Genomic DNA, 25,789 nt, shown 5'->3' with positions numbered 1-25,789 from the left:
TCCTTTTATAAGGTTATTTCAAGACCTTCTCTGGCCAGGGTGATCGGGCCGGAAAATTGTGTGGAAGCTTCGGAAACGAGCTGATCGATCTCACCATAATGAGGCAGGTGTGTCAGGACCAGCTGCTTTACTCCCGCCTGGTTAGCGAGCTTTCCATTATCATAGCTGTTCATATGCCCTGCACCCTTGCCGTCCTGGTTACCATAAAAATTGCATTCTGATAGCAATAAGTCAGCACCGGAAGCAAAAGAAATGAACTCTTCCTTAAAGGAAGTGTCCGCTGTATATACCAAGGACTTGCCGCCAGCCTCAATCCGCATCGCATAGCATGGAACCGGATGGACTGCAGGTAGAAAGGAGATGGTGAAAGGACCGATCTCAAGCTTTTTTGCCGGGTTGTAGGCCACTCCCTTTGTGATGTTCTTATATGTAAGTTTTGCGAACTCCTGCTTGTCCTGTGTATGACCGTAAATCGGCAGCTGAGCGGATTTCTTTCCCAAAAATCCCTGGATCAGCCGTGCATGCTGCAGGACACCGATGTCGGAAACATGATCAGGATGATAATGTGACAGCACCATCGCATCCAGCTCTTCAGGCTGCACGAAATTTTGGAGCTTCGCGAGCACGCCGCTGCCAAAGTCTATCATGAGCTTGAAACCTTCATGTTCAAGCAAGTATCCAGTGCTAGCTTCATTCACTTTAGGATATCCGCCCCAGAATCCTACTATTGTCAGCTTCAATGAATTCCCTCCTATAATCACACTTTTTCTTTCACTATACTTCATTTTGCCCATTTTTTCACTTTAGCGGTTTTTTCAGAAAATTATGATTGACGTCATTTATACTGTTATAATACAATATAGTAAATATTAAGTCTGTACCAAAACAACAACCCGAATGGAGGGAACATCATGATCGAAAATGTTGTAGAATTCTTTCGTAATTTGCCAAAGAAGCAGTGTATAGAATGCGGAGAGACAATTGATGAACAGCATGAATGTTACGGAAATAAATGTAACGGATGCATGGATCCAGGAAAGTTTTAACCTTCGTTTTCCTTCCCCGGTTTTCCGGGCTTAATACAATCCCTTTCCCACAGTGAACAAACTGCAAATGAAAAGCCAGCTCATTATTTTAAGAGCTGGCTTCCTTTTTTATTTTTCTGCTAATACGGTGAATTTCCTCTTGAACATCCAATGGAAATAGAATGCCGTGCCTGCTGCCAGGACTAAAATAAATCCGGCTAAAATCCCTGCATTTTGCCACATGAAACTGAAATCCCCGCTTGAGATGACAGCTTTGAAACCTTGCACTGAATAGGTCATTGGCAAATATGCGTTAAACTTCTGCAGGAATCCTGGAATTAACTCCAATGGGAAAGTTCCTGCGCTTGTCGTAAGCTGCAAAATCAGGATGACGATGGCAACAAAACGGCCCGGATCTCCTAACAACGTCACAAGGAACTGGATTAATGCAATAAAAGTCAGGCTTGTGATGATGGAAAAGACCACGAATAATGGAACACTTTCTACGTCAAGCCCCAGCCCCATAAGAAGGATGGCATCGGCTGCAAGTGCCTGTATTATGCCGATCCCGGCCAGGATGCCGAATTTGCTGATGAACCAGCTTGTACCGCTTGAAGGAACTCCAGCTGGCTCCCTTAATGGAAATACGATGGAAAGCAGCAACGCACCAACAAATAAGCCAAGAGATAAGAAGTATGGTGCAAATCCTGTTCCATAGTTCGGAACTGCCTTTAATGTTTCATTCGCCAGTTTTACTGGTGCAGCAAGCATATTGTAGGTTTCTTCATCTGGATTCACCTTAGCTTCTTCTGCTCCGTCTTTCAGCTTTTCAGCAAGTTCGGATGTCCCAGCCGCTACCTTTGAATTGCCAACAGACAATTCTCCGGCACCAGATGCCAGTTTGTCTGCTCCGTCCGTCATGGCAGCGGAACCCGCTGCCAGCTGGTCCATTCCGCCCACAAGCTTGGAACTTCCATTTGCCAGCTCAACAGAACCAGCTTTCGCCTCACTTAGCTTGTCACCGAACTGCTGCAGACCTGAATGAAATTCTCCCTGGCCGGCTGCCAGTTTCGCAGCACCAGTTTCCACTTGTCCGCTGCCTGCTGCAAGTTTTGAGATTCCCTGCTGGAGTTCACCCTGGCCAGCAATGACTTTATTCAAGCCATCTGATAATTCACCAGAACCAGCAGCAAGTTTACCTGCTGAGCCTGAGAGTTGCACTGTCCCATTCTCAAGATCTGCACTGCCAGCCTCCAGTTTGCCAAGCGCTTCTGCAAGCTCTTTTTGTTTTTCAGGATAGGCACTTAATAAAGGCGCCATTGCTTCCATTTGTTTTTGCAGCTCTTGGATACCGGCATGTACTTGCGCCGCTCCGCCAGCTGCATTGTCAGCCCCATTTTTCCAGGCTGTCAGGTTTTGGCCGAGACTTTCGGATCCCTGTTCAATTTGTTTAGTACCCTCAATCAATTCTGGTACCTTGCTGTTTACTTGATCTAAACCAGCTTTAACTTCTAAAGCTCCTGCCTGCAAATCTTTCTGGCCTGCAAGAAGTTGACCTGAAGCATCCTCGAGCTTCGTTTCTCCTTCCTCCAATTTACCAAGTCCTCCAGCCAGCTTTCCTGCCCCATTTGCCAGCTCTTTCGCTCCGGAATCAGCTGAATTCATTCCCTGGTTGAATTCAATCGACTTGCTTGCTAAAACGGATAAATTGTCATAAAGCTCCTGGCTTCCATCCCTAAGCTTGACTGCACCGTCGTTCAGTTCGGAAGCTCCGTCACTCGCCTGGTGAAGACCATCAGCCAGTTCGCCGATATTGTCAAACATTGTCTCGGCATAGGTTTCTGAAACTTTTTCGGATACGGAAGCCTTGATTTTTTCTGCTGCTGTCCCGCCAATCTGGGCAGATAAGAAGTTGAAGCTTTCATTTGGCACATAAACAAGTTCGAGTTTCTCAGGATGTTCATCCATCAATGTTGTTGCATTTTCTGAGAAATCTTTTGGGATTTTGATGAGCATATAATATTTTTGCTGCTCAAGTCCCTTTTCCGCTTCATCTTCTGATACAAATTCAAAACCAAAATCCTGGCTTTCTTTCAGCTTTTCCACCAGGTCATTGCCGAGTTCAAGCTTCTTTCCGTCAATCGTTGACCCTGCATCACTGTTGGCAACTGCTACAGGGAGATCGGAAAGATGTTCATAGGGATCCCAGAATGCCCACAAGAACATTCCACTGTACATGACAGGAATGAACAAGACGGCAATAATCGGTATCAAAAGCTTCTTATTTCGAAAAATAGCAAGCAATTCTTGGGTGAATAATTTATTTTTCATCTTTATCCTCCTCGATAAAAAAATGACCGTTTTATTCATTTGGTCATTTTTGTGCTGAAAATAAGGACTCCCTCCTAATGAGACAATCCTTTGAAAATATAGAACTCAAATAGCTCTAAAATCTGTGCTTTTTCAAGCGGCTTGTTTTTCTTTTCCCAGTCAAAAATCAATGCGATATAAAGCTTCATCATGATGAAAGAAGTAATTTCCGGATCGCATTCCTTTATTTCTCCCTTTTGGATTGCCTGGATGACCTTATCCTTAATGAAACCCAGGATGGCAGATTCCAGCTTATCCATGACTTCCACCACAGCGGGGGTCCCAATGTCCCGTGCTTCCTGGGAAAGCTTGATCGTCAGCTGATGTTTTTTACGGAACTCCAGCAGCCTATATAAAGCTCTATGGACATTTTCGTAAAAAGAATCTGCTGGATTCACAGCCTCATTCGCGACCTCTCCCATTTCTTTAATGAGACCGTTGATAATTTCATCGAAAAGCTGTTCTTTGTTTTTGAAGAAAGTATAGATTGTCCCTTTCCCTACATTCGCCAGCTTTGCAACTAGATCAATCGTCGTGGCTTTATATCCATAAAGAGAAAAAGAGTTGTTGGCCGCATCAATAATCTGCTGCCTCCGGTCGATTGCCATGACTTCACCTCCAAAAAAATGACCAAATGAGAAAAGTGGTCATTTCGTCACAAATTAATTTATCACATCTTTTACACTGTGGCAAGTATGTAAAATAAAAAACCCTTTGAAAAGGGTTTTTTATCGGTTAAGCTGCAAATATCCAAGGATTTTTTCAACCGCTGCTTCCCCCTGGTCGATGCAGTCGGGAAGGCCAACTCCTTCAAAAGAGCTTCCTCCGACAAAGACGCCGGGAAGTTCCTTTTCAAGGTCATTCTTCAGATTGGCCACTCTCTGCTTGTGCCCGACCGTATACTGGGGCATTGCTTCCTTCCAGCGCGAAACGACGGCAAAATCTGGCTGCGCCTGAATATCCATTGTTTTATTCAAATCTTCCAAGGCAATTTTGATGATCTCATCATCCGACAGCTCAACAATTGCCTCGTCACCTGGTCTGCCGACATAAAGACGGAGCAGAACTTTTCCCTCCGGTGTCGTATGGGGCCACTTTTTATGGGTCCATGTGCAGGCTGTGATCGTGTAATCACTGTTCCTGGAGACAACGAAACCTGTGCCATCTATATCTTCTTTGATGACACTTTCCGGAAACGCCATGGCTACTGTTGCCACCGAAGTTGAAGGCATGTCGCGGAATGGGTCAAAGATGTGTTCATGATCAGCGAACATGTGCAAGGCAGCTTCATGAGGTGCGGCTACAAGGATGCTATCTGCATCCAGCGTCTCACCGCTGCTCAGCCTTAAACGGTAACCTTGCTCCTGCTTGCTCACTTTATCGACCCGGATTCCTTTGATCACAGAACCGGCCACAAGCTTGGATTCAATCGCATCAACAAACGACTGCAGACCCGACGTCACAGTCAGGAACATTCCCTTTTTCTTCACCTGTCCGGTTTCATCAGGCTGCTTTTTTGGGGCAGGTGTCGATTTCTTTGTCCCAAGAATCAGGCTCCCGTACTTCTGCTCTGTCTGATAAAATTGCGGGAAGGTGGACAATAAACTCATGTTATCAATATCCCCGGCGTAAATGCCCGAGAGCAAAGGTTCTATCAAATTCTCGACCACTTCATCACCAAGCCTGCGACGGAAAAACTCTCCAAGTGACTGGTCTCCTTCCACCTTGGATGGAGGCATGAAGAAGTCTCCGGCAGCCCGGAATTTACCCGGCCATGAAAACAATCCTGTTGTAACAAATGGGCCGATTTGAGTAGGAATTCCCATCACCGCTCCGCCTGGTATAGGGTGGAGCTTGTCCTTAACGAGCACGTACGATTTTCCTGTACTGTTATTGACTAACTTATCGCCTAATCCGACTTCCCTCGCCAGACGGCCTGCACTTTCTTTTCTTTCCAGAAAAGAATCCGGCCCTCTTTCGATGACGAAGCCATCTTTTACATATGTCTGCATTTTTCCGCCAACACGGTGGGAGGCTTCCACCAGCTTTACATCCAAAGGAAGCTGGTTCTCCCTGGCATGCTTTTGCAAATAATACGCAGCAGCCAAACCAGTGATGCCTCCCCCTATAATTACAACTCTTTTCATATCTGTCACGGTAAATCGCCTTCTTTTACTAGATTTAGCTTGAAGATGACAGCTTTTTTAAAATGACATCTGCCATTGCGTCAATGAATTCCGGCTCTGCATTCGGCATTGGCGGTCTGTAATAGCTGGCCCCGATTTCATCCGTCACGACCTTGCATTCATAATCATTGTCATATAGTACTTCAAGATGCTCGGAAACAAACCCGGCTGGCACATAAACAAAAGCTTTATAGCCATGCTCTTCAAACAGCTCTCTTGTCAAATCCTGAACATCTGGTCCAAGCCATGGTTCCGGGGTATTGCCGGCGCTTTGCCAGCCTACCGCGTAATTCTTTACACCAGCCTGTTTGGCAATCAAGTCTGCTGTTTCCTTTAATTGTTCTGGGTATGGATCGCCCATCTGGAGAATTTTCTCTGGAAGGCTATGGGCAGAAACGATCAGGACAGACTTATCCTTCACATCAGCAGGCATTTCTGCAAACGTTTTTGCCACACGATCAGACCAGTACTTGATGAATTTCGGTTCATCATACCAGCTTTCCACGGCGACGATCTCAGGTCCGCCCAGCTTGGCAGCCTCTTCCTTTGCCCGGCCATTATAGGACTTCACACTGAAGGTTGAAAAATGCGGAGCTAGAACGATGCTGACCGCCTCTTCAATTCCGTCTTCATTCATTTGCTTCACAGCATCTTCGATAAAAGGCTCAATATGCTTCAATCCAAGATACATTTTGAATTCCACTTCATCCTGGATGCTGTTCAAATGCTGCTCCAGTTTCTCGCCTTGTTCCACCGTGATTTTCGCAAGCGGAGAAATGCCGCCAATCGCTTCATAACGATTTTGCAGGTCTTCAAGCATTTCCGGTGCCGGCGGACGTCCGTGGCGGATATGTGTATAGTACCGTTCAATATCTTCTTCTTTATAGGGTGTGCCGTATGCCATCACCAGCAAACCCATCTTTTTCTTCGTCATGATTGCACCTCTTTTTCCAGTCTCTAAGCTTTTATTCTGCCAAAAATAGTTCTAATTTACCAAATCTAATGCTCTGATGGAGAATAGAAACTATTTGCCCAGCTTTGAAGCAGAATAATCATGGATAAATGCAGTCAATTTTTTCAGCGTATCAGGGTTCACCGATGGGAAGACACCATGTCCAAGGTTAAAAATGTATCCTGGCTGCGCCATTCCCTGATCAAGAATCGCTTTCGCCTTTTCTTCAATTAGGTTCCATGGCGCAAGCAGAATCGCCGGGTCAAGATTTCCCATTACCGTTTTCTGGATGCCAAGCTCACGAGCTTCGCTTACCTGCAAACGCCAATCAAGGCCTACGACATCAAGTGGAAGGTCATGCCATTCCAGGGCAAGGTGGCTTGCACCCACACCAAACATAATCAAAGGCACATTCTCGTTTTTCAACTCCGAGAAAATTCTGTTCATGACTGGTTTGATAAATGTACGGTAATCCTGGACATTCAATGCGCCAACCCATGAGTCAAAGATCTGGATTGCTTTAGCTCCAGCCTTGACTTGGGATTTGACATAGGTAATCACCATATCGCCAAGCTTGTCCATCAGCGCGTACCATGCTTCAGGCTGGGCATACATGAATGCCTTTGTTTTATTATAGTTTTTGGAAGGTCCGCCTTCGATCATATAGCTCGCAAGTGTGAACGGCGCTCCGGAAAAACCGATCAATGGAACAGACAGCTGCTCTTGTGTAAGAAGCTTGATTGTATCGAGAACATACGGAATGTCAGACTCAGGATTGATTGTGCCCAACTTCTCCACATCTGACAGTGATGTTATTGGATTCGAGATTACTGGCCCGATGCCTGATTTGATTTCGACGTCTACGCCCATCGCTGGGAGCGGAGTCATGATATCTTTATAAAGGATGGCAGCATCAACGCCATACTGTTCTACCGGCAGCCTTGTGACATAGGCGCAAAGTTCAGGCTGATGGGTGATCTCGAACAGGGAATATTTTTCTTTGATTTCTCTATATTCAGGCTGGGAACGGCCAGCTTGTCTCATATACCATACAGGGACATGGTCCGTTTTTTCCCCTCTAGCTGCTTTTAAAAAGGTATCATTGATTATCTTGCTCATTAAGTGTGGTCCACCTTTCAATAATGTCTGTATTCCATTGTAATATAAAAGGATTGAAATAAAAAACACCTATTTTCCAATGAGAAAACAGACTTCTTCATTTTTATAAAAAAACAAACTATATACACTATATCGTTTTTACGCCCCCATTTCATAGGAAACGCTTTAAATTGTCGAAAATTAGACGTTTTTTTGTTTTTAGCTTCTCTAAAAGAGGGAAAATAGATTAAGGTGTGAAATTCATTATAATAGAAGGAAGAACTTAATTTTAAAAATGAGGTGAAAAGATGAATCTATTTATTACATCAGGAACAGCTGATTTTCTATTGAAATTAAAAGAAAAACACCAGGGCGAAAACATGGTCCTTATGAACAACAACGAGTCATCCATCCTTGTCCATGAGACGGAAGGAAAGACCTCATTCAGTTCGCCAAGGAAATATGAAGTGATCGATTCTGCCGGTACACTCGGCCATAAAGGTTTTGCTGTCTTTAATAATATCCCTGTAACCGATGAGGGAAGGCCGCTTTTTGAGGACCGCTTCCTGAACCGGCCAAGGATGATTGAGAACGAGCCAGGATTTGTCGCCATTCGTGTATTGCGGCCATTGAGCTCAAATACCTATATCATCATGACCATCTGGGATAAGGAGAGCTCATTTGAAAACTGGCAAAAATCCAAGGCCTATGCCCATGCACACAAGAATCGCGGCACAGAGGCAGGAATTGATGGCGCAAAGCCAAATATTTTTGAGAGCGCATCGTATGTATCAAAATATTATATTGAAGGCGAATGATGATCGCCTTTTGGCGTCTCCATTTCTGTGATGGATGGCGCTTTTTTCTGTTCTTGCCCATTATCGGGTCCTTAAGGTAATGGATAGAGCTATTTGCTGCGTTTGTTTCTTATTCTCGCTTCCATAATGAGTTCTGTTCCAGCCCTTTTCGTGCACCTTTCATAGTTAACTATAGGCTTTGTTCCTCATCTTGTGGTAACGGGTTCTGTTTTGAATGAGAAAACTTTAATTCAAAACCCGCTCAGCATCATAATTAGTATCGTTTTTAATAAAAAATAGCAATAGGAAAAGCAATGGAATTCATTTCCCATTGCTTTTATTGTTGAATTCCGCCATTTGTTCCTAATACATTGAAAATCTATTTACCACTTGAGCAGTTCGCTCTCCCATGTAGATTGAGGAAATCTCATATAAATGATGCTAGCAAAAAAATGAAACTTAGCCATACACAAAGGGGCGAATAAAAGGCGGTATCTAGTTTTGCAAATCTAGTATGTTTGATTTTTTTGAAAAAACCTACATATTTCCCTTCACCGATAGCACGTAACAAGAATACAATTCCTCCAGCTATACAAAACCATTTTGAAAGAGTGGAGGATTGAATGACTGCGAACAAATCGATTTGAACTAATAGAAGGACAAATGCAAAAAAGCATAGTAAGCCGATAAAAAGTGTACCAAACATTCTTGGTTGTAAAACTGGTAATTTACTGTCATCTTCAGTTGGAAGAGCCGCATTTACTCCCCAACTTCCGCCAAATGCCCAAAAAATATGTAGCATACCAATAAATAAAAATATTAGAGACGTTACTCCTATTAAACTCTTTAGCAATTTATCACTCCTTCTGTTTTCATCGTCCTCCGTCATAACATCAGTATACTGATTTCCCCAGAACCTTAGCACTTTTTTCATAAGTTGTCTGCTGGTCAGCAGACTCTTGCTAAATGACTCGTTAAAATCATTAAAACCCTTATATAGCACCAAATAAATGAAGCCCAAATCATATGAGAATTGGCCTTCAAAATGATTCGTTATTGTACTTCTTATACTTCATTACCGAACCTGTTAATCTTGTGGCACCCTCCCCTCCTTAGGACATCTTGATCAATCCGTTCCGGTTTGCATAAACAGCAGCCTGGGTCCTGTCTGTTAAACCTAATTTTCCGAGTATGTTTGAAACATGTGTTTTTACTGTTTTCACACCAATGAATAATTCTTCGCTGATTTGCTGGTTTGTCATGCCTTCCCCTATACATTTCAGGACATCCAGTTCACGTTCTGTCAGCTCATCATGGGGCTTGCGCTCTTGCGGTCTCAGTTTTCTCATCATTTTATTGGCTACCTTTGGTTCAATCACCGTTTCTCCTCTGGCGGCTTTTTCAATTGCCGCAATGACTTCTGCGGCCGTCGCTGTTTTTAGCATATAACTGAATGCCCCTGCTTCAATTGCCGGAAAAACCTGATCGTCATCGTAAAAGCTTGTAATGATGATGATTTTACATTCTGGATAAAAGCTTAATATCTCCCTCGTTGCGTCAATCCCCGTGCCATTTTCCATTAAAAGATCCATCAGCACCACATCAGGCTTTATATCTTTCACAAGTGCAACAGCCTTTACTCCACTGTCCGCCTCTCCTGCAATTTCGATGCCCGGTTCAGTCTCCAAATAGGAAATAATGCCTCTACGGACCATTTCATGATCATCAACGACAACCACTCTGATTTTCCCCATTATTCTTCCCTCCTCATAGCGGGTATCCTGATTTCTATATATGTACCTTCATTTTCTTTTGATCGGATATTATAAGTACCGCCAATTTGTTCGCAACGCTCCCGCATTGTCTTCAAGCCGTAAGATGCCATCTTTTCCTCATGTATATCGAACCCTTTTCCATCATCGCCAATATATAGATGGATCGTTTGATTCTCTTCTGCAAGCAATATTTTCACTTTTGCTGCATCGGCATGTCTCAGGATGTTGGACAGCGCTTCCTGGACGATCCGGAAAATATGCTCTTCTGCTGCCGGCGAAATGTTTTCGATTTCATCGATGCTCGCCTCAAATGCAAGGTTTGTCTTTTGCTTCAATTCCTGAATAAGTTTAACGATTCCTTCGCAAAGACTCTCCCCACTTAATTGGACTGGCCTCAGATGCAGAAGGAGCGCCCGCATTTCACCTTGAGCCTTGCCCGCTATCTCGGAAATCTGCTCCAGTTGTTTCCTGGCTTTTTCCGGTTCCTGATCAAACCAACGGAGTGATGCAGATGACATCATGCTTAAGGCAAACAGCTGCTGGCTGACTACATCATGCAAATCCCTCGCCAGCCGCTGCCTTTCCTCCATGATTGCTGCTGACTTGGCTGTCCTGGATAGTTCCGTTTTTTCCTCTGCCAGCTTTTGCAGCGAGTGGACCTGTTCCTGCAGGTATTCTGACAGATGATTCAGCTCTTCCGAAATCAGGCCGATTTCATCTTTTTCATCGGTAATGATTCTTTCAGTGAATTTCCCTCTGCGCAAGGTAGCGATCAATAACAAGATGTCGCTAAGACGCCCTTTGATTGTGTAGCTCCCCCGCAGGCTGAAATAGAACCCCACTGCTGACATTATGACAAAGCTGTACAGCCAAAACCAAAAGGTCATCGAAGTAGAGAGACCGCTGTCAGGCACCATGAATAAGAAAATTTGCAGGCCAATGAAGAGAATGAGAGAAGTGATGAACGCCATCATCAAGAAAGTCTGGATAAACCATAATCGGATACTTGTCATTTTCCTCACCCTACACCCGATCGATTCTGACAGAACCGATCTTCAATTCAATGGTGATGTTCAATTTCCTGACGGCTTCATCATAATCATCTGACTTATAAGCTATCACATGTTTGATTTGTTCCTGAGCATAGTCGAAAAGCTTTACTTCACCGACGCCAACCACTGCATTGACCTTTACCGGAACCCCCTCTGGAACGAGCATTTTCACTTCCCCCACCCAGCCTTTCACCCTGATCGGTGTTTCTTTGTCAGGTATGAAACCTTTGCTGAAATCAATAAAGTATTCACCGACCATATTGTAGAGATCCATTGGTCCAACTGCCCAGTTCGGCTCTTTGAATGTGACTTTGCCAATTGATGCTCCCCGGATTTTCTTTGTGGAATTCCCTTCGGTTTCTGGAAAATCCCCAAGCTGTTTAGCTGATGGCAGTTCCGTTTGGTAGATGACCTTAAACTTCCGTTTCCCAGTTAACATGCTTACACCAAAATAAATCAGGAACAGCGGCCAGAGTTTCCACACATCGAGGAATTTGAAGCTGATCATATCAAGACGGTCCATGACCAAAAGCGATGAAAAAACAACAATGAACAATCCCCAGCCTAACTTCTTTTGCAGAAGAGCCACCAGTCCATATACCAATAGCAAAAAAGGATACGAGACGACAAATAGTTCTTTTATTTCCAAGGAAATGACACCTAAATTGACGAGCAAAAGGATGATTCCCACTCCTGCCAGCCCAACAGCCATTGCTATTTGATTCACCGATCGAGTCCGCAACACTTTCCCCTTCTTTCTTGCTTTCCTACTCTTTTATTCTTTTTCATTCGAAAGAATCCCTTTAATTCACTAGTAAACTTTCTTGCTATTACTATTTTAAGAAAGTGCACAGCTTATTCCTCCCCTCCAGAGAAGTTTTCTGCCTCCGTCCCGGGACTGATATTTTTTTTACAGATCCTGCTCACACCTTTCTGCTTCCAACATATTCTGTAGTACTTAATTAGGTAATTTGCCTATTCAGCATAGGCAGATAACAGTACGTCACTCAGAAGGGAGCAATCTTTTATGATTATAGAATTAACGGCACTTCATTGGATTTATGTATTATTCATCTTTCTGATCATCGGGTTCATGGTCATGAAAAGAGATACAACGCTTGTATCGATCCTCGGAATCTTTTTATTGGCCATCGTCGCGACTGGCTCTTTGAGCGGCTCGGTCAGCAGTGTATTCAATAGTTTCATATATGCCATTACCGAGCTTTTGCCTACGATTCTCGTGATCTCCATCATTGTGGCGATGAGCAGGACGCTTACCGTGACGGGGATTAACGATGCGATGATCTCCCCATTCGCCAGGTTGATTAAAACACCAGCACTGGCCTATTGGACGATCGGGATTGTCATGATGTGCATTTCCTGGTTTTTCTGGCCTTCTCCGGCAGTAGCCTTGATGGGAGCAGTCCTATTACCGGTCGCGGTAAGAGTCGGCCTTCCTGCCCTTGGTGTGGCGGTCGCTATGAACCTCTTTGGACACGGAATCGCCCTATCCGGTGATTTTGTCATCCAGGCTGCTCCAAAGCTGACAGCCGATGCTGCCGGGATACCTGTCAGTTCGGTCGTTCAGGCTAGTATCCCACTGGTCATTGTGATGGGGGTTGTCACCACGGTGACCGCTTTCTATCTGTTAAAAAGAGACATGAAAAGCGGCAAATTAGTAAGTAGCGGTTACGTTGATGTTGAATTAAAACAAACAAGTGATCCAACCTTGCTGACAGATGGTGCAAAGAAGTTCTTTGCTCTCCTGATACCGGTATTGTTCGCTGCGGATGTTGCCGCAATGTCCATCCTTAACCTCCAGGGCGGGGATGCGACTGCGCTTGTTGGCGGAACCTCGATTTTCATCCTGCTTCTAATTTCTCTTGCAGCACACAAGAACAAAGGTCTTGAAAAAACGACCAGCTACCTCATAGAAGGCTTCCAGTTTGGATTCAAGGTTTTTGGGGCTGTCATCCCGATTGCCGCCTTCTTCTATCTCGGCGACTCAGGCTTCATGAAAATCATCGGTGAGTTCCTCCCAGAGACGTCCCAGGGAATTGTCAATGACCTGGGGGTGGCGCTGGCCTCAGTCGTACCTCTAAACGCGGAAGTAGGAGCCGTAACACTTACAGCAGTGGGAGCGATCACCGGGCTGGACGGATCAGGATTTTCCGGAATCTCCCTGGCTGGATCGGTCGCTGCAATATTCTCGACTGCCATAGGCGCTGGGGCAGCAACCCTTACCGCACTCGGACAGATTGCCGCAATTTGGGTCGGCGGCGGCACCCTCGTTCCATGGGCACTTATTCCGGCAGCCGCAATTTGCGGTGTGGACCCATTCGAACTGGCAAGGCGCAACCTCCTGCCGGTCACTATCGGACTGGTCGTAACCACAATAGTAGCAATGTTCCTGATATAGCTTTAAAATACTGGCTGCCACTCAATGGCACCGTTTATATATGAAGCTCCTTATCTGGGAGCTTCTTTTGCTGTTATTCTTGAATGTTTTTATTGTCTAATCATGTTATAATTATTTAAATTATCAAACTATTATACATAAGGAGATGAAGCAATTGCAGGATCAGCTTTTTAGAAAAATAGAAAACCTTTATCCGGAAATGGTGGAAATCCGCCGCTTTATGCACCAACATCCAGAATTGTCTTTCCAGGAAGAGAACACGGCGAGGTATATCGCAGCCTTTTATGAGAAAATGGGGGTTGAGGTACGCACCAACGTAGGCGGCAACGGGGTTGTCGCAAAAATATATGGAGCCAAACCAGGCAAAACAGTTGCACTTAGAGCCGATTTTGATGCCCTTCCGATCCAGGATGAAAAGGATGTCCCATACAAATCCCTCGTTCCGGGCGTCATGCATGCATGCGGACATGATGGCCATACAGCGACATTGCTCGTCCTTGCAAAAGTATTGTATGAAGCAAGGGAAAATCTTCAAGGAACTTATGTGATGATTCACCAGCACGCTGAGGAGTATGCACCAGGCGGAGCCATTTCTATGATTGAAGACGGCTGCCTTGAAGGTGTTGACGTCATTTTTGGCACCCACCTGTGGGCCACTGAAACGACGGGTACTGTCCAATATCGCATCGGACCGATCATGGCAGCAGCCGACCGCTTTGAGATCTCCATCCAGGGTAAAGGCGGACATGGTGCCCAGCCGCATAAAACAAAGGATGCCATTGTTGCCGGAGCACAGCTTGTTTCTAACCTGCAGCAAATCGTCAGCAGACGTGTTGATCCCGTCGATTCTGCCGTTGTAACTGTAGGCTCGTTTGTGGCAGAAAATGCTTTCAACGTCATCGCCGATAAAGCCAGGCTGATTGGTACAGTGAGAACATTCAATGAAAACACCCGCGATTTTATCGCAGCCGAAATCGAAAAAGTTGTCCAAGGAACATGTCTGTCAACCGACTGCACCTATGACTATTTGTATGATAAGGGCTATCCAGCGGTAGTGAATCATGCAGCAGAAACCGAGTTCCTGATTGATTGTGCTTCAAAGGTGCCGGAAGTGACCAAAATTGAAGAAAGCGACCTGCAAATGGGTGGCGAGGACTTTGCCTACTATCTCCAGCATGTGAAAGGTACGTTCTTTTTCACAGGAGCAAAACCGGAAAGTGCAGAATCCTATCCACACCACCATCCAAGATTCGATATTGATGAAAAAGCAATGCTCATCGCCGCAAAAACGCTTTGTGCAGCCGCATTGAACTATCAGACGAAAGAACAGCATCACCATCAAGAAACATTAGCGTAAAAAAGAAAACTTACTCATTCAGACTGCAGACAAATCGCTTGTCTGCAGTTTATTATTTTTTACGAAATGACAAATCACCCCGTTTCACTCAGTCCCTCACAACTGAGGCGGTGCCTGAAGGATCCTCATCCGGTAGGCATTCATCGCTGTTTCTCCGAGCTGGTCAAGCAGATTGTAATTAGCATAAGCACCTACCACTGCCCCAATCCCAGGCATCAGCTGCAGCATTTTGGCAAAATCAATATAATCTCTGTATTCCTGTTGAAATTGCTGCCAATCCAGTTCCAGCAACTCTGCTTTTCGGCTTTCCCAATTTTCAAGCACATCCAATGTCTGCTTCCTTTGGGCATCGCTAGAAAATGCCAGCTGGAATACATAGAGGATAAACAGCCTTTCTTCATATTTCGAAGGGTCAAACCCATATATGGAGGCAGCTTCGAACAGAAATTTCATTTTAATCGATAATAACAGCGGGAAGTCCGCCATTCCGAGCAGGATTCCGCCAGCACCTGTACCTGCACCTTCGACAGCTGCGGTCCTTTTATATCCCGAGAGTTTCTTGTTCAGCAATTCGTCCTTGCTGGCGAGTGTCAAACCTGTTCCCTGCTGCTTTCTCGTCGTTAAATTCGAGCCAGCAAGTGTGGCCTTGACCATGTTTTTAATACTTTCCGTGAGGATTTGATGGACTTTTTCCGGAATCAGCTGGTTCACTTTTGTCTGCGCTTTTTTTGAGGCACGCGCCAATATTCCCGATCGTTTATTCAGCTTACGCTTCCAGGCAATTACCTCATCATATGCCTTCAGTTCATACTCATTCAAGGCTCTTCACTCCTTTTCGTACTAATACTTACGTATTGAAAGTAAATTTGTTTCGAAAAAAAATCCTTTTCATAAAAGCCCGGAGCCATTATGAAAAGGATTTATGATCATGATTTTAGTTTATTGAGGCTGTAAAAATAGACAAAGAACCATGCAAAGGCGACGCCTGCAGCAAAAATGATGGTGCCAAATACGAGATCTCCTTTAATCAGGACAATTGCTGTAAAAACAGCCGCCTGAAAAATCAATATGCCTAGCAGCAAGCTCGTAAAGGATTTCTTCCTCGACTTTTCCGATAAAGGATAAAGACTGACCCAAAGTTTATTTTGGTGATGATTCCATAACGGCAAGAGCTGAAAACCCGTCAAGTACATGAAAAGCAGGGCAAATAAAATTTGGCCTGGTCCGTATGTGAGAAAATAAAGCGCAGCTCCGCCAATTGCGGTAAGGCGGACGAGCAAGCCGAAATAATCACCAGCTCTTGCGAATGTCCTTATATAAAGGTGGCTGAATGCAAGATCCTGTCGGTAGGGAATTCTATTGACCAGCCAGTCAAGCCATTTCCGCCTTCTGGTCCGGTCACGAAGCTTTGGAACATCCGTGAACATATTGGCGACACGGTAAAATGCATTCATCCGCCGCTCTTCATCCTCAATCAATTGCTCCCATTTCAGTCCCTTTTCCGCAGTCTGTTTTTTATAGTACATATAAAGGAAAACTAAAATCAGCGCCGGAACTGCTGCAAAAAGCAACTGAGCACCAGAGAAGATGAAATAAATCAGCACCGCATTGATAAAGAAACGAATGATGCTGTCCGTCCATTTCACACTTGACTCAATATAATGCTGGACATGCCAGCGAATCAATAGGTTGACCAGTTTTATCAGGATCATGGCGATCAGCAGAATAAAGAACGATTTGAAGTCTGCACCATGGATTTTTACGTGAAGAGGCATTAAAACCGCAAGCACCATTAGCAAAAGATAAGACTGCAGGCTAAGGCTGAAAATGGCCGATTTCCTGAAATAATCAGCCAGCTTCGTTTCGAGCGGCAAAAGAAAGATTTTATCCGCTTCGGTCAGGAATGTCTGGACAGGGCTATATGTAAGGACAGCTGCGAGAATAATCGCAATGATCCACGCAGCCGGGAAATCGGGCTGCAGTGTTTTTATCCAATCTTGATAGTAGAACGCCGCTGTTCCCAATAAAAACAGGACAACAATCATTAAATGGCCATTAAAGATATAACGGAGGTAGCTCCCGGTTTCCTTCGCAAAAGTACCGAAGCGCTCCTTCCATAAGTCTTGCGGATTAAACATAGTCTTCTTCCTTTGTCAGTTGGATATACAGGTCATCAAGGGTAGCGCCGGGCATATTGAACTGGTCCCGCAACTCCTCAAGAGTCCCCTGTGCCCGTACCTCACCATTATGGAGAATCACAAAACGATCGCAATACCGTTCAGCCGTAGCCAGGATATGTGTCGACATTAGTATGCCTGCGCCATTCTGCTTCATCTTGTCCATCAAATCAAGCAAGGATTGAATCCCGAGAGGATCGAGACCGACAAATGGCTCATCGACGATATATAGTGATGGCTGTACAAGGAATGCGCACATGATCATCACCTTTTGCTTCATTCCTTTAGAAAAATGGGCCGGGAACCATTTCAGCCTTTTGCTCATCCTGAATTCTTTTAACAAAGCATCAATGCGCTGTTCATATTCTTGTTCCTTAAGGCCATAGGCCATCGCAGTCAAGCGGAGGTGCTCCTCCAGCGTCAATTCATCATATAGGATGGGCGTTTCAGGGACAAAGGTGAATTGCTTCCTGTACTCTTCCTTCCCTTCAATGAATGTCTTTCCATTGATTTTGATATCACCCTGGTGAGGTTCCATCAATCCAATCACATGCTTGATCGTCGTACTTTTTCCAGCGCCGTTCAGGCCAATCAATCCAACGATTTCATTATTATTGACTGTGAAGCTAACATTTTTCAGTACAGGATTCCTCGTGTATCCGCCGGTAACCTGGTTTATTTCCAATAAAGACATGTGCAACGCCCTTCCAGTTCATAGTCGTGTACCGTTATTTTAACAAATGCATCTCATTTAGGAAAAGTTTCAAACTAAGAGGCAAACTTTTTTGCATATAAACTGCCAGTCGGGGCATCATAATTTTTGAAGGGGAACAAGCAATAATTCGAAATGAGGTGTCTGTTAAAGACATATTATTCGATTTATAAGCACACTGATTTACACGTTCAAAAAAGGGGATGGTTGCATTGCGCTACGTAAATGTTAACCCAGCCGTTCATTAACATCACTCCACATTTTGAAATGAGGTGTGTGTCGCAGATCACTTCCCGCTTTATAAGTTGTGAAACCGACTAAAGCAGACAGGGGATGGTCCGATTGAACCAGGTACTGAATAACCCATCATTCTTTTAATTCAAATGAATTGAAAATGAGGTGTTTATCAAAGGTAAACCTGCTTAAGAACGTCAATAAACAGTATTCAGTTCCCCCTTCAGGGACAGGATTCCATGCGGATCCTGTCCTTTCTTTCTTTATATTTATTGGCAAATTATGATAAAATACCAGAAACATGTTTAATGGAAAGGGTGGAATATATGAGTGATTGTATTTTTTGCAAAATCATCAATGGCGACATTCCCTCAGCAAAGGTATACGAGGATGACAATGTGTTTGCCTTCCTTGATATCAGCCAGGTAACGAAGGGGCATACGCTTATCATTCCTAAGGTACATAAGGAAAATGTGTATGAGTTAACAGATGAAATTGCCGCCAATGTCTTTAAAGTTGTGCCAAAAGTAGCAAATGCCATTAAGGCTGCCTATGACCCAATCGGACTGAATGTGCTCCAGAACAACGGCGAAGCAGCCGGCCAGTCTGTTTTCCACTTCCATATGCATCTGATTCCACGCTACGGCAATGGAGACGGTTTCGGGGCTGTCTGGAAAACACACCAGGATCAGTACACTGCCGATGACTACCAGAAAATCGCTGCCGAGATCAACAGTAAAATCTAGACTTCCGCACTTGCGGGAGTTTTTTTTTGGCTAGAAACAACTTTTATATCGGACAATTTTCTGGCTACCCACTTTTTGTTTGTCCGTTAGAGCTTTCCTATCGGACACTTTTTGCCGTTTCCCCCTCGTGTTTGTCCGTTAAAGCCTTCCTATCGGACACTTTTTCCCGTTTTCCCCTCGTGTTTGTCCGTTAAAGCCTTCCTATCGGACACTTTTTGCCTTTTTCCCCTCATGTTTGTCCGTTAGAGCCTTCCTATCGGACACTTTTTGCCGTTTTCCCCTCGCGTTTGTCCGATAGAGCCTTCCTATCGGACACTTTTTGCCGTTTTCCCCTCATGTTTGTCCGTTAGAGCCTTCCTATCGGACACTTTTTGCCACTCTTCCAAAGTTTTTGTCCGATAGACCTTCTCTAGAAAGCAATAGGGAACCTGTCAATACAGCTATCTTGCTCCTTTCGTCACATGTAATGCTTGAAATTTATTTAAACTTTTCTGAAAATATTAGAAATTCCCTTCTTTTTCTGTTAGCATGATAATAACTTTAATGCATTAACGAAACACTGTGATTATTTTTTCCGGAGGGATGATCTTGAAACGTGCACTGAATTTTAATGCCGGTCCGGCAGCCTTGCCTGAGGCTGTGCTGGCGAGGGCCGAAAAAGAAATGATGAATTACCAGGGCAGCGGGATGGGAGTCATGGAACTCAGCCACCGAAGCAAGCAATTCGAAGCAATCAATGACAGGACAAAATCATTGCTTCGTAATCTCCTCCACATTCCGGATGATTACGAAGTGCTTTTCCTCCAGGGGGGTGCAAGTCTTCAATTCACCATGGTACCGATGAATCTTCTTGAAGAAGGAGCGACTGCTGGCTATGTCATGACAGGCACCTGGTCTGAAAAAGCCCTGAAGGAAGCGCAAAAAATCGGGAGTGCGGCGGCAATTGCTTCATCAAAATCTTCTAACTATAAATCAATCCCCAGCTTCTCAGAAATCAAGGTAAAGCCTGACTCTTCCTATCTCCACATCACGACGAACAACACAATTTTTGGAACCCAGTGGCATAACCTGCCTGAAAAAGTTAACGTTCCGCTTGTTGCGGACATGTCGAGTGATATTTTAAGCCGTCCTGTCGATGTATCTTCCTACGGACTTATCTATGCTGGTGCACAGAAAAACCTGGGCCCATCAGGTGTCACCGTGGTAATCATCCATAAGGACTTGCTCAAACGTTCAAGACCAAATTTGCCTGCAATGCTCAATTATAAGGTGCAGGCTGACTCCAAGTCGCTTTATAATACTCCGCCTACACTGTCCGTTTATTTCCTGATGCTAGTCCTCGAATGGGCTGAATCCATTGGCGGGGTAAAACAGCTTGAAGGGCAGAACAAGCAGAAGGCTGCAATGCTTTACGAAGCTATCGACAGCAGTAATGGATTCTATAAGGGGCATGCTGAAAAAGAGAGCCGCTCACTGATGAATATCACCTTCACGCTGGAAAGCGAAGAGTTGACGGCCTCCTTCCTGCATGAGGCAGAGGAATCAGGCTTTATTGGTTTGGCCGGCCACCGATCTGTCGGAGGCTGCAGAGCATCCATATACAATGCCGTTCCGCTCGAGCATGTAGAGAAACTTGTGAAATTCATGAATGATTTCAGGCTAAGAAATTAACAGAATATTATCCCTTTACTCACCCAAAATTTATGTTATAATAATAGCAAGCTTTTCGCTGCAGGCATTGAGAGCACTGCAGGAGGAGCAATAGTTAGCTAGAATAGCAGAGGAGAGATGAGAATTGAATACGAAGAACCTTGTAGCCTTGTCACTATTAGTCGGGATGGGTGCAGTGCTGCACACTGTTGTACCCGGATTTATCCTTGGAATGAAGCCAGATATGATGCTGACCATGATGTTCCTTGGGGTCCTTATGTTTCCTGACAAGAAAAGTGTATTTTTGGTTGGAGCTGTAACTGGTTTGATTTCTGGATTGACTACAACATTCCCTGGCGGATTAATTCCAAATATCATCGACAAGCCTGTAACGGCATTTGTCTTTTTGGCACTCCTGCTGGCGTTTAAAAAATTCAAGTCATCAGTTTATATCGCAGCTGGCCTGACGGCAATCGGAACCATTGTATCCGGGATTGTTTTCCTTGGATCAGCTTACTTCCTAGTGGGTCTTCCTGGACCGTTCATCGCTCTTTTCGCGGGAGTCGTTCTTCCTGCAGCTGCCTTTAACACAGTCTTCATGGCCATTCTTTATCCAGTGGCAACCAATATTTTCAAACGAGCAAAACTTGCAGAAGTCAATTAAATTAATAGAGCCCCTGTCCTTAAGCTAAGGACAGGGGCTTTTTTACATTACTGGAATGAATAAAAGATAATCCCGAGCAATAGGAAAATGGCTCCCCCGCCTGCAAACATGCCAGCCCTTTTTCGCAGAAGCATCTTCGGAGGATACATGCCTGGTTTCTTCAACGCAAGGAGATTATGGACTGCCCCCAAAAAGAAAGCAATACTGACAAAAAATACAATACTAATAAAAATCCCCGCTCCCCTCCTCTCCATCCTCAGTACATGAGCCTTATTTATCTTTATGCCTGTTAATTTAAGCCTATGAAGCATAAAACGTTTATTTGCCCGAGAATAGGAAATTAAATATAAAAGGAATAGAGGAATTTGAATCCTTTTGCAGAACATATACAGAAAAGTGACGAGGTGGTCAAATCATGAAAGCAAAATCGGTTTTAATGGGAATGGTTGTTGGAGGAGTGGCAGCTGGAATCGCAACGCTGCTCGCAGCGCCAAAGTCTGGTTATGAAACCAGGAGGACGCTTAAGGCGAATAAGGATGAGTATATCGGGTCTCTTAAGGATATTAAGGAATCCGTGGTGGAATTAAAAAATACGGTGGCCACTGCTTCCAAAGAAGGGAAGGCTTCCATCCAAACTTTTGTCACCGATGTAAAAACCGCTCTTTGGGAATGGAAACTTGAAACAGAGGAAAATAAAATGGCCCTTCAGGAAGATATCAAAGAGCTTGAAGAATCCATTTCAGATCTCGAATCCGAATTGGCTGCCAACTCAGAAGAAAAATAAAAGGAGAAATCCTTCCCACCAACTAAATTTTTTCGATGGGAAGGATTTTCCTATTTTTTGAAGAAAAAATATATTATGCAAATGGCAATTTTATTATGCCCTTAAAATATTTTCATAATTTCGCCAGACATCAGTGGGAAAATAACAAATTCTAAAAATTTAGTAAATTTATATCTTTATTAATTTTTGTTTTATTGGCATAATGAAAATAGAAACAATAAAGTAGGTGAATATGAGAATGGGAGATAAGAATTATACTATGAAGGAAGCAATGATGTTTAGCCAGAGAGTTGCCCAGTTAAGTAAAGCCCTTTGGAAGTCTGTCGAAAAGGATTGGCAGCAATGGATCAAGCCATTCGACCTGAATATCAATGAGCATCATATTTTATGGATTGCTTATCACTTGAATGGTGCTTCGATTTCTGATGTAGCCAAATTTGGCGTGATGCATGTATCCACTGCTTTCAACTTTTCCAAGAAGCTTGAAGAACGCGGCTATTTAAAGTTTTCCAAGAAGGAAAGCGACAAAAGGAATACGTATATCCAGTTAACCGAAGAAGGCGAAGGCGTATTGCTCGCTTTGATGGAAAGCTACGAACCTAATAATAATGCTGTTTTTTCAGGTGCTATGCCATTAAAGGAACTCTATGGAAAGTTCCCTGACATTATTGAAATCATGGCGATTGTCAGAAATATTTATGGCGATGATTTCATGGAAATATTCGAGAAATCATTTTCGAATATCGACAGAAAGTTTACTGACGAAGACGGTACGCTCAAAAAGATCGATCCAGCCGAGAAGGAGTATGCGTAAGATAGACAAACACAGTTTAACTCCGTAAATAGAGGAAGGGATTACTTCCAAGACCCACTAGCTTTGTTCACTTCCTCTGGCTGAAGAATGGCTGCGCTTCCAGCTGACAACATCTTATAAAGCGGTTGTAAAATAACCCTTCCGCTTTTTGTTCTTCAGATTGATTGCTCATTATCTCACATTTCAAAAAATTCAACCTAAATGTTTTTTGGTACCGAAGCAGTTTCTTCGAAAAGGATTTCGAAAATTACATGCTTTCCCCTCCATCAACTTACAATCATTTGCTTTATAAAAAACTATCTTTTTCCTTAAATATTTGTTATTGTATTTAAGATAAAAAGATTGATAAGGAGGGATTCTTCGATGATCTCCATTTTATTCGTGTTTGTCCTTTTCGCAGCCTTCATCCTTTTCTATATAAATAAGCTAACAGACTCCCTCTGCATCCAGAAGGAAATCCCGGAAGACAAACATGCTAAAATTTTCAGGACGATCAATATCCTAGTTACAATTTTGCTGATTTCATCTTTCGTTGAAATTCTGTATACGTGACTACATACGAAAAGCGTAAGCGCCTTGGTCAGCCCCGACAAGCGCTGGAGGGCATGACAGTGAAGTCGTTCTTTGACTTCATTGGCAGGACCGAAGCGTCTCGAGGGGCTAGGCGCTGGAGCTAGACATTTCTCGAAGTTGAAATCATAAAATACTATTAACATAAACTAAGCGGTGAGGAGATTCCTCACCGCTTTTTATTTTCGGTCTCCATAAAAGAGCTTTTTAAATGATCAAGGCATGCAGAAAGCATCGCCCCCATCGGATCTTACAGCCAAGATGCACCGATGATGATTAACAGAATGAACAAGACAACGAGCAATGCAAAGCCGCCGCCGTATCCAAAGCCTCCTCCAGACATTGAGGTTCCTCCTTTCTGCTTTAAGAACTTGCCTTAATAACATTTGTCAGAAATATGGGGGGCAAGTGACCCCCATACTCTACTCAGAAATTAAAGCCAAGCTGCACCCACGATGATTAACAGAATGAATAACACGACAATTAACGCAAAGCCGCCGCCGTATCCTGCACCCATATTAACACCTCCTTCCAAAGTGGTTATGATATCTTATTCAAGCAAGTTCATTTACGCATAGGCAGTTATCCTGCTTTCCATGCATTTTGTTGTTTATAGATAAGCTGCACCCACAACAATCAGCAAAATGAACAAGACAACTATCAAAGCAAATCCTGAATTATAGTGGCCCATATTCAAATACCTCCTTTCTCTCTTCTCTACATCCTATGCACAAGTGAACAATCGGTATAGATATCCGCCCATCACCCGAAATAGTAAAAAATATCCAGTATTTATTTTTTGTAGAAAATTTAAAATATGGTATAGTAGACTTTGTGGATAAAAAACGGCCACTCGAATTTTCTGTTTAGGAGTTGTTCACCATGAAAAAAATGATCATTTCCCTCACGGTTGCAGCCGGAGTTATGGGATTAGCCGCATGCAGTAATAATAATGCGGATTCTTCTGAAGTAATCGTGGAGTCGAAAGCAGGCAATATCACAAAAGAAGAACTTTATCAATCAATGAAGGAAAAATACGGGGAGCAGGCGCTCCAGGAAATGCTTTACCAAAAAGTTCTTTCAGAGAACTATGAGGTAACGGACAAAGAAGTTGAACAAAAAGTGGCCGAGCTTAAAGATGAGTTAGGAGATAACTTTGAGCTAGTTCTACAGCAGAACCAGCTTAAGGATGAAGAAGAGTTAAAAGCAGTCCTTAAAGATCAGCTTCTTATGGAAAAAGCTGCCCTTAAAGATGTAAAGGTCAGTGAAGCTGAGGTTAAGAAACGCTATGAGGAGTACAAGCCTGAAATCAAGGCCAGCCACATCCTTGTAGAAGATGAAGCAACTGCCAAGGAAGTCAAGAAAAAGCTCGATGAAGGCGCGAAGTTCGAGGACCTGGCAAAGGAATATTCTAAAGACCCTGGTTCAGCTGCGAATGGCGGAGACCTTGGATTCTTTGGACCTGGCAAAATGGTTCCTGAGTTCGAAGAGGCTGCCTATGCCCTTGACGTGAATGAAATCAGCGGACCTGTCAAGTCACAGCATGGCTTCCACATCATCAAGGTAACAGAGAAGAAAGAAAAAGAATCATACGATAAAATGAAGGATAAATTAGAGTATGACTTAAAGCTAGCCCAGCTTGACTCTAATAAAATCCAGGAAGTACTGAAGCGTGAGCTTGACGCAGCTAAAGTTAAAATTAAGGATAAAGACCTTAAAGGCGCTGCAGAGTTCCCTGAAGCAGAAGTACCAACACAGCCATAATTGGACAGGCTGATTTCATAAAGAAAGCACTGGCTCCGAAATTCTGGAGCCAGTGCTTTTTATTATGCTTCTGCCGAATTTTCACGTCGTTCTTTTTCCCGTTCGAGCCGTTTCATATAAAGCTCGCCCTCTCGTTCAATGCTTTCCATTTCTTGTTCTCTTTCTTCTTTTCCTGTTTTGACCGCCATGAACGCGCTGAATACGATTCCTGCTGCGACTGCTATTACCCAGATTGGAATTGACATTCTTCATACCCTCCATTTAAAGGTTGTCCAAATTGAACTCTTACAGAAAAGATATGTGACTTTAATTAAGAATATGACTTTGCAGTAAAAATTAAGGACGTTTAGCTGTGGAATACTTTTGAAGAGTATTTAATCGTTTAAATTATCTGTTTTACTCATATCACTTGTAAATGAAAGGCTCTGTTAAAGCCAAATTTTGTTTTTACTCCTGTTGATTGTAGTGGAAGGCGCGTAGACTCCTCGAAAATGCTAACGCATTTCCTTCGTGCGTGGGCAGGTTCAAGGAAGCCAAATCGATGTCCTGCGGGCGCAGCTGGTCAGGTGAGACCCCGCAGGAGCGAAGCGACGAGGAGGCTCAGCGCCAGCCAGGAAGAATTGCCTTTTGAAAAAGCCGGCAG

The 25,789-nt window shown here is 43.8% G+C and carries 28 protein-coding genes and 1 pseudogene; 11 read left to right on the top strand and 18 right to left on the bottom strand.

The genetic code is table 11. From position 1 onward, the window contains the following. Positions 1-5: 5 nt before the first annotated feature. Positions 6-740 (bottom strand): MBL fold metallo-hydrolase, encoded by a 735-nt coding sequence (locus tag J7E38_RS03755; protein WP_214704992.1) that lies wholly within the window; start codon positions 738-740, stop codon positions 6-8. Positions 741-911: 171 nt separating this feature from the next. Here J7E38_RS03755 and yhfH point away from each other — a divergent pair, with 171 nt between their 5' ends. After that, the gene (gene yhfH, locus J7E38_RS03750) at positions 912-1,046 is read left to right on the top strand and encodes a protein YhfH (protein WP_215038179.1); all 135 of its coding nucleotides are present in this window, start codon (positions 912-914) and stop codon (positions 1,044-1,046) included. A gap of 108 nt (positions 1,047-1,154) precedes the next feature. Here yhfH and J7E38_RS03745 read toward each other — a convergent pair whose 3' ends face one another. The 5 genes from J7E38_RS03745 to hemE form a co-directional block, all read right to left on the bottom strand. Beyond that, complete coding sequence (locus J7E38_RS03745; protein WP_214704993.1) at positions 1,155-3,356, bottom strand: YhgE/Pip domain-containing protein; 2,202 nt, start codon at positions 3,354-3,356, stop codon at positions 1,155-1,157. Positions 3,357-3,430: 74 nt separating this feature from the next. Next, positions 3,431-4,003 (bottom strand): TetR/AcrR family transcriptional regulator, encoded by a 573-nt coding sequence (locus tag J7E38_RS03740; RefSeq protein WP_214704994.1) that lies wholly within the window; start codon positions 4,001-4,003, stop codon positions 3,431-3,433. A gap of 120 nt (positions 4,004-4,123) precedes the next feature. After that, positions 4,124-5,551, bottom strand: coding sequence for a protoporphyrinogen oxidase (hemY, locus tag J7E38_RS03735; protein WP_214704995.1), 1,428 nt, complete (start codon positions 5,549-5,551; stop codon positions 4,124-4,126). Positions 5,552-5,576: 25 nt separating this feature from the next. Next, positions 5,577-6,515, bottom strand: a complete 939-nt coding sequence (hemH, locus tag J7E38_RS03730; protein ID WP_214704996.1) for a ferrochelatase — start codon at positions 6,513-6,515, stop codon at positions 5,577-5,579. A 90-nt stretch (positions 6,516-6,605) separates the two neighbouring features. Continuing rightward, complete coding sequence (gene hemE / locus J7E38_RS03725) at positions 6,606-7,652, bottom strand: uroporphyrinogen decarboxylase (RefSeq protein WP_214704997.1); 1,047 nt, start codon at positions 7,650-7,652, stop codon at positions 6,606-6,608. Between the two features lie 287 nt (positions 7,653-7,939). Between hemE and J7E38_RS03720 the strand changes: the two genes are divergently transcribed. After that, entirely contained in the window at positions 7,940-8,449 is a 510-nt protein-coding gene (locus J7E38_RS03720) for an antibiotic biosynthesis monooxygenase family protein (protein WP_214704998.1), read from the top strand. Positions 8,450-8,855: 406 nt separating this feature from the next. Here J7E38_RS03720 and J7E38_RS03715 read toward each other — a convergent pair whose 3' ends face one another. From J7E38_RS03715 to liaF, 4 genes are all read right to left on the bottom strand, one after another. Further along, positions 8,856-9,362, bottom strand: coding sequence for a DUF3995 domain-containing protein (locus tag J7E38_RS03715; protein WP_214704999.1), 507 nt, complete (start codon positions 9,360-9,362; stop codon positions 8,856-8,858). Between the two features lie 178 nt (positions 9,363-9,540). Then, entirely contained in the window at positions 9,541-10,182 is a 642-nt protein-coding gene (locus J7E38_RS03710) for a response regulator transcription factor (RefSeq protein ID WP_214705000.1), read from the bottom strand. Then, complete coding sequence (locus J7E38_RS03705; protein ID WP_214705001.1) at positions 10,182-11,216, bottom strand: sensor histidine kinase; 1,035 nt, start codon at positions 11,214-11,216, stop codon at positions 10,182-10,184. Before J7E38_RS03705 ends, J7E38_RS03710 begins: the two co-directional genes overlap by 1 nt. A gap of 10 nt (positions 11,217-11,226) precedes the next feature. Continuing rightward, the gene (gene liaF / locus J7E38_RS03700; protein WP_353049934.1) at positions 11,227-12,000 is read right to left on the bottom strand and encodes a cell wall-active antibiotics response protein LiaF; all 774 of its coding nucleotides are present in this window, start codon (positions 11,998-12,000) and stop codon (positions 11,227-11,229) included. A gap of 282 nt (positions 12,001-12,282) precedes the next feature. Here liaF and J7E38_RS03695 point away from each other — a divergent pair, with 282 nt between their 5' ends. Further along, positions 12,283-13,674 (top strand): hypothetical protein, encoded by a 1,392-nt coding sequence (locus J7E38_RS03695; protein ID WP_214705003.1) that lies wholly within the window; start codon positions 12,283-12,285, stop codon positions 13,672-13,674. Between the two features lie 154 nt (positions 13,675-13,828). Next, positions 13,829-15,031, top strand: a complete 1,203-nt coding sequence (locus J7E38_RS03690; RefSeq protein ID WP_285291704.1) for a M20 family metallopeptidase — start codon at positions 13,829-13,831, stop codon at positions 15,029-15,031. A 96-nt stretch (positions 15,032-15,127) separates the two neighbouring features. On the opposite strand, the gene J7E38_RS03685 is transcribed toward J7E38_RS03690, so the two are convergent. From J7E38_RS03685 to J7E38_RS03675, 3 genes are all read right to left on the bottom strand, one after another. Then, complete coding sequence (locus tag J7E38_RS03685; protein ID WP_214705005.1) at positions 15,128-15,850, bottom strand: EcsC family protein; 723 nt, start codon at positions 15,848-15,850, stop codon at positions 15,128-15,130. A gap of 107 nt (positions 15,851-15,957) precedes the next feature. Beyond that, the gene (locus J7E38_RS03680; RefSeq protein WP_214705006.1) at positions 15,958-17,169 is read right to left on the bottom strand and encodes an ABC transporter permease; all 1,212 of its coding nucleotides are present in this window, start codon (positions 17,167-17,169) and stop codon (positions 15,958-15,960) included. Then, positions 17,162-17,902 carry an ABC transporter ATP-binding protein gene (locus J7E38_RS03675; RefSeq protein ID WP_214705007.1) on the bottom strand — a complete coding sequence of 247 codons (741 nt, stop codon included), beginning with the start codon at positions 17,900-17,902 and terminating at the stop codon, positions 17,162-17,164. The genes J7E38_RS03680 and J7E38_RS03675 overlap by 8 nt, the downstream gene beginning before the upstream one ends. 578 nt (positions 17,903-18,480) lie before the next feature. Between J7E38_RS03675 and J7E38_RS03670 the strand changes: the two genes are divergently transcribed. From J7E38_RS03670 to J7E38_RS03660, 3 genes are all read left to right on the top strand, one after another. Further along, entirely contained in the window at positions 18,481-18,900 is a 420-nt protein-coding gene (locus J7E38_RS03670) for an HIT family protein (protein WP_214705008.1), read from the top strand. Between the two features lie 588 nt (positions 18,901-19,488). Further along, complete coding sequence (serC, locus tag J7E38_RS03665) at positions 19,489-20,571, top strand: 3-phosphoserine/phosphohydroxythreonine transaminase (protein ID WP_215038175.1); 1,083 nt, start codon at positions 19,489-19,491, stop codon at positions 20,569-20,571. 124 nt (positions 20,572-20,695) lie between these two features. Then, positions 20,696-21,214, top strand: coding sequence for a tryptophan transporter (locus J7E38_RS03660; protein ID WP_214705010.1), 519 nt, complete (start codon positions 20,696-20,698; stop codon positions 21,212-21,214). A 47-nt stretch (positions 21,215-21,261) separates the two neighbouring features. Here J7E38_RS03660 and yhzF read toward each other — a convergent pair whose 3' ends face one another. Next, positions 21,262-21,468: a membrane protein YhzF gene (yhzF, locus tag J7E38_RS24420; RefSeq protein WP_483297156.1), complete on the bottom strand. Its 207-nt coding sequence runs from the start codon at positions 21,466-21,468 to the stop codon at positions 21,262-21,264. 161 nt (positions 21,469-21,629) lie between these two features. On the opposite strand from yhzF, the gene J7E38_RS03655 reads away from it, so the two are divergent. From J7E38_RS03655 to J7E38_RS03645, 3 genes are all read left to right on the top strand, one after another. After that, entirely contained in the window at positions 21,630-21,998 is a 369-nt protein-coding gene (locus J7E38_RS03655; RefSeq protein WP_214705011.1) for a YtxH domain-containing protein, read from the top strand. A 238-nt stretch (positions 21,999-22,236) separates the two neighbouring features. Further along, positions 22,237-22,812 (top strand): HTH-type transcriptional regulator Hpr, encoded by a 576-nt coding sequence (locus J7E38_RS03650; RefSeq protein ID WP_215038173.1) that lies wholly within the window; start codon positions 22,237-22,239, stop codon positions 22,810-22,812. Positions 22,813-23,175: 363 nt separating this feature from the next. Next, positions 23,176-23,364 (top strand): hypothetical protein, encoded by a 189-nt coding sequence (locus tag J7E38_RS03645; RefSeq protein ID WP_214705013.1) that lies wholly within the window; start codon positions 23,176-23,178, stop codon positions 23,362-23,364. 268 nt (positions 23,365-23,632) lie between these two features. On the opposite strand, the gene J7E38_RS03640 is transcribed toward J7E38_RS03645, so the two are convergent. The 3 genes and pseudogenes from J7E38_RS03640 to J7E38_RS03630 all read right to left on the bottom strand — a co-directional run bounded on the left by J7E38_RS03640 (position 23,633) and on the right by J7E38_RS03630 (position 24,073). Continuing rightward, on the bottom strand, positions 23,633-23,725 hold the full coding sequence (locus tag J7E38_RS03640) for a YjcZ family sporulation protein (RefSeq protein WP_144474438.1): 93 nt from the start codon (positions 23,723-23,725) through the stop codon (positions 23,633-23,635). 90 nt (positions 23,726-23,815) lie between these two features. After that, a pseudogene (locus J7E38_RS03635) lies at positions 23,816-23,896 on the bottom strand (YjcZ family sporulation protein); the annotation flags it as partial. A 96-nt stretch (positions 23,897-23,992) separates the two neighbouring features. After that, positions 23,993-24,073, bottom strand: a complete 81-nt coding sequence (locus J7E38_RS03630) for a YjcZ family sporulation protein (protein ID WP_023615406.1) — start codon at positions 24,071-24,073, stop codon at positions 23,993-23,995. Positions 24,074-24,264: 191 nt separating this feature from the next. On the opposite strand from J7E38_RS03630, the gene J7E38_RS03625 reads away from it, so the two are divergent. Next, positions 24,265-25,146 (top strand): peptidylprolyl isomerase, encoded by an 882-nt coding sequence (locus J7E38_RS03625; protein ID WP_214705014.1) that lies wholly within the window; start codon positions 24,265-24,267, stop codon positions 25,144-25,146. 62 nt (positions 25,147-25,208) lie between these two features. Here the strand turns inward: J7E38_RS03625 and J7E38_RS03620 are convergent, their stop codons facing one another. Continuing rightward, positions 25,209-25,391, bottom strand: coding sequence for a sporulation YhaL family protein (locus J7E38_RS03620; RefSeq protein ID WP_144474436.1), 183 nt, complete (start codon positions 25,389-25,391; stop codon positions 25,209-25,211). Between the last annotated feature and the right edge of the window lie 398 nt (positions 25,392-25,789).

Source organism: Bacillus sp. ISL-35 (genome assembly GCF_018613355.1).
In the GTDB taxonomy this organism is placed as follows: domain Bacteria; phylum Bacillota; class Bacilli; order Bacillales; family Cytobacillaceae; genus Mesobacillus.
This window is presented reverse-complemented; position numbering and strand designations above follow the sequence as displayed.

What these genes read in the sequence shown, in the direction of transcription:
- J7E38_RS03705 (WP_214705001.1), bottom strand. Translation starts at nt 11,216, where the DNA reads ATGACAAGTATCCGATTATGGTTTATCCAGACTTTCTTGATGATGGCG.
- J7E38_RS03715 (WP_214704999.1), bottom strand. Translation starts at nt 9,362, where the DNA reads ATGAAAAAAGTGCTAAGGTTCTGGGGAAATCAGTATACTGATGTTATG.
- J7E38_RS03645 (WP_214705013.1), top strand. Translation starts at nt 23,176, where the DNA reads ATGATCTCCATTTTATTCGTGTTTGTCCTTTTCGCAGCCTTCATCCTT.
- yhzF (WP_483297156.1), bottom strand. Translation starts at nt 21,468, where the DNA reads ATGGAGAGGAGGGGAGCGGGGATTTTTATTAGTATTGTATTTTTTGTC.
- J7E38_RS03710 (WP_214705000.1), bottom strand. Translation starts at nt 10,182, where the DNA reads ATGGGGAAAATCAGAGTGGTTGTCGTTGATGATCATGAAATGGTCCGT.
- J7E38_RS03650 (WP_215038173.1), top strand. Translation starts at nt 22,237, where the DNA reads ATGGGAGATAAGAATTATACTATGAAGGAAGCAATGATGTTTAGCCAG.
- J7E38_RS03670 (WP_214705008.1), top strand. Translation starts at nt 18,481, where the DNA reads ATGAGTGATTGTATTTTTTGCAAAATCATCAATGGCGACATTCCCTCA.
- J7E38_RS03740 (WP_214704994.1), bottom strand. Translation starts at nt 4,003, where the DNA reads ATGGCAATCGACCGGAGGCAGCAGATTATTGATGCGGCCAACAACTCT.
- J7E38_RS03675 (WP_214705007.1), bottom strand. Translation starts at nt 17,902, where the DNA reads ATGTCTTTATTGGAAATAAACCAGGTTACCGGCGGATACACGAGGAAT.
- J7E38_RS03695 (WP_214705003.1), top strand. Translation starts at nt 12,283, where the DNA reads ATGATTATAGAATTAACGGCACTTCATTGGATTTATGTATTATTCATC.
- J7E38_RS03640 (WP_144474438.1), bottom strand. Translation starts at nt 23,725, where the DNA reads ATGTCTGGAGGAGGCTTTGGATACGGCGGCGGCTTTGCATTGCTCGTT.
- J7E38_RS03680 (WP_214705006.1), bottom strand. Translation starts at nt 17,169, where the DNA reads ATGTTTAATCCGCAAGACTTATGGAAGGAGCGCTTCGGTACTTTTGCG.
- J7E38_RS03745 (WP_214704993.1), bottom strand. Translation starts at nt 3,356, where the DNA reads ATGAAAAATAAATTATTCACCCAAGAATTGCTTGCTATTTTTCGAAAT.
- yhfH (WP_215038179.1), top strand. Translation starts at nt 912, where the DNA reads ATGATCGAAAATGTTGTAGAATTCTTTCGTAATTTGCCAAAGAAGCAG.
- hemE (WP_214704997.1), bottom strand. Translation starts at nt 7,652, where the DNA reads ATGAGCAAGATAATCAATGATACCTTTTTAAAAGCAGCTAGAGGGGAA.
- J7E38_RS03655 (WP_214705011.1), top strand. Translation starts at nt 21,630, where the DNA reads ATGAAAGCAAAATCGGTTTTAATGGGAATGGTTGTTGGAGGAGTGGCA.
- J7E38_RS03625 (WP_214705014.1), top strand. Translation starts at nt 24,265, where the DNA reads ATGAAAAAAATGATCATTTCCCTCACGGTTGCAGCCGGAGTTATGGGA.
- J7E38_RS03720 (WP_214704998.1), top strand. Translation starts at nt 7,940, where the DNA reads ATGAATCTATTTATTACATCAGGAACAGCTGATTTTCTATTGAAATTA.
- hemH (WP_214704996.1), bottom strand. Translation starts at nt 6,515, where the DNA reads ATGACGAAGAAAAAGATGGGTTTGCTGGTGATGGCATACGGCACACCC.
- J7E38_RS03620 (WP_144474436.1), bottom strand. Translation starts at nt 25,391, where the DNA reads ATGTCAATTCCAATCTGGGTAATAGCAGTCGCAGCAGGAATCGTATTC.
- J7E38_RS03630 (WP_023615406.1), bottom strand. Translation starts at nt 24,073, where the DNA reads ATGGGCCACTATAATTCAGGATTTGCTTTGATAGTTGTCTTGTTCATT.